The organism is Parendozoicomonas sp. 209JJ7-1 (assembly GCF_058147085.1).
The window spans coordinates 1-2086 of sequence record NZ_JBYVJU010000053.1 but is presented as its reverse complement, the minus strand read 5'-3'; the positions used below and the strand labels follow the sequence as shown (position 1 = coordinate 2086).

The window sequence follows — 2086 nt, the reverse complement described above, 5'->3', positions numbered from 1 at the left end:
TGCATCAGGTGCGCCGAAGGCGTCACTTGGATGCACTTGTTATGTGCGCTTACGAAATTGTTAGTAAAAAACACCAAGGGATAGTAAATAATAATTTATTTAAATTACAGGTGGATAATGGATATTAAAAGTACTGAAGCTAAAAAGCTGGACTTCTTTTATTCAACGGATACCTCACAAATCAAAGAACCCTCTAGAGAATTAGATCTCGAAAGAGCAAATGATCTATATGAAGAAGGTAATCTAATTGTAAAAATGCTACATAATCCGCTAAGGCTGGGGACTAGAGCATCAGGATGCTATAATCTGGATCGGTTCGAGTCTGAGCTGGATGAGATTTATTGTAACGGAGAAGTACCTTGTACTTCAGCAACTTTATTAGTACCTAAGGTACCTATAAAGTTATTTAGAAGTGTTGGATTACTGATAGACGTACGCAAAACAAATGTTAAAGCAAATTATACGGGTGATGTTCGGACATTTAGAAAAGATATCCATAATCGAAAATGTCTTTGGGATAAAGAGCAGCATTGTTATGTAATAGAAAAGAAATATTGTGAAAGACTGGTTTCCGAAAAAACTGAGTATCAAAGAAATTTTGAATCCTTTCCTGACCAGCAAGATTATCTTTGCTTTGCAACTATTAAAGAGTTACATGAGTGGATCGTTGAAAAATACAAAGTGGATCATAGGGCATTAAAGCACAATGAAGTTGTAGCTGATTATAAGGCCAATTCAATAATTGGCTTGATCGTTGAAGTCAGTTCAGAAAATGTATTGTTTTCAGATCAATCCATTGAAGACGACTGCAAAGATATACTTGATCTAATTGAAAGGTACTTAAGTAGAAGGCTTCCAGTGTTTACATATGATATTACTGATGGAGAACTCAATATGCTGAGAAGCACATAACGCCCGCATCAGGTGCGCCGAAGGCGTCACCTGGATGCGCTTGTTATGTGGCTATTGTGATAACTTTTTTGGTAAATGCTCATGTTTTACTGGCAAAACTGTTTGTTTTTCATACAGACTCTTGCTATCACTGGCCTGTAACGGAGTCGACGGTTGATCTGCCAGTGAAATATGATCAGTTACCTTTTTTGTTGCTTTTGCTAATAATAGAGCTGTTCCGGTTTTTGTAGCTACTTGAGCTAAGCCTATTTGATTTTCTGAAGGTTGTATACCAGTCAAAGCTTGCATTGTCGCTGCTGGGATGAAGACAGAAAAAGTTGCTTCCTCGTGTAAACCATCCCGTCCTATACCTTCATCATGTGTATTACTTATAATATCGTTAATATTTTCAGGATCGATTGCTGAATGTGTAATGGTCAAATGGAATCCACCATCTACTTGCTCAAGTATTACTCCATAGTCTGCACCGTAGCTAACATGCAAATTAGTATGTACAACATTACCATTGACTACGATGTTGTCAGAGGTAGTTTTATCTAGATACTGATTACTGCCTGGTAGAAGGGAGATTGGACTAAGTAGCAATGCTACAGCGCCATCCGTGGCAGTCACCGAACCAGATGGAGATTGCAGGGCCGAATGCATTAAATTCAATAATGACTGCGCTTGTTGACTTACCCCATTATTTTCTATCAGCAAGGTATTATCTTGGGTGACAATAATGTGCGTACTTGGTGCGGCAATTCGTAAAAAGAATGCATCTTGATGTTGTTTTTGTTTACCTGTCATTATTTGACTGAATGGAAATCTTGAAGGGAATTGATGATTAATAGTCTGCTGGTTTGAAGAAATTGATATTATTGTGTCAAACTTAGCCTTGACATTATGACCTGAAACCTTCCATGTTACTGTATATTCCCCAGCAAAGCTGACTGAAGTGATCAACAAAAAAATACTGAATACTAGCCTGCGCATCTTTAATGCTCCTTATTACAATTCATGAATAGAGGAAGATAGCAGGTATTTTTTTGCTGTGTTGCCACATAACGCCTGCATCAGGTGCGCCGAAGGCGTCACCTGGATGCTCTTGTTACATTCGGCCGGTTGGAAAGTGCTTGTCTGTGCTTTGGGCACGCTTTTGATTTTGTTTGAGCAAACTTGTAATACTGATTGC

Annotated in this window: 3 protein-coding genes; 1 reads left to right on the top strand and 2 read right to left on the bottom strand. The window is 38.3% G+C overall.

Features of this window, described 5'->3' with window-relative positions:
- The first annotated feature begins 117 nt into the window (after positions 1–117).
- On the top strand, positions 118–912 hold the full coding sequence (locus tag ACY2RQ_RS19205) for a hypothetical protein (protein ID WP_490114625.1): 795 nt from the start codon (positions 118–120) through the stop codon (positions 910–912).
- Positions 913–963: 51 nt separating this feature from the next.
- Here ACY2RQ_RS19205 and ACY2RQ_RS19200 read toward each other — a convergent pair whose 3' ends face one another.
- Together ACY2RQ_RS19200 and ACY2RQ_RS19195 are read right to left on the bottom strand one after the other, a co-directional pair.
- Positions 964–1887 (bottom strand): hypothetical protein, encoded by a 924-nt coding sequence (locus ACY2RQ_RS19200; RefSeq protein WP_490114624.1) that lies wholly within the window; start codon positions 1885–1887, stop codon positions 964–966.
- A gap of 15 nt (positions 1888–1902) precedes the next feature.
- The coding region (locus tag ACY2RQ_RS19195) for a hypothetical protein (RefSeq protein WP_490114623.1) at positions 1903–2086 on the bottom strand (184 nt) is incomplete at its 5' end.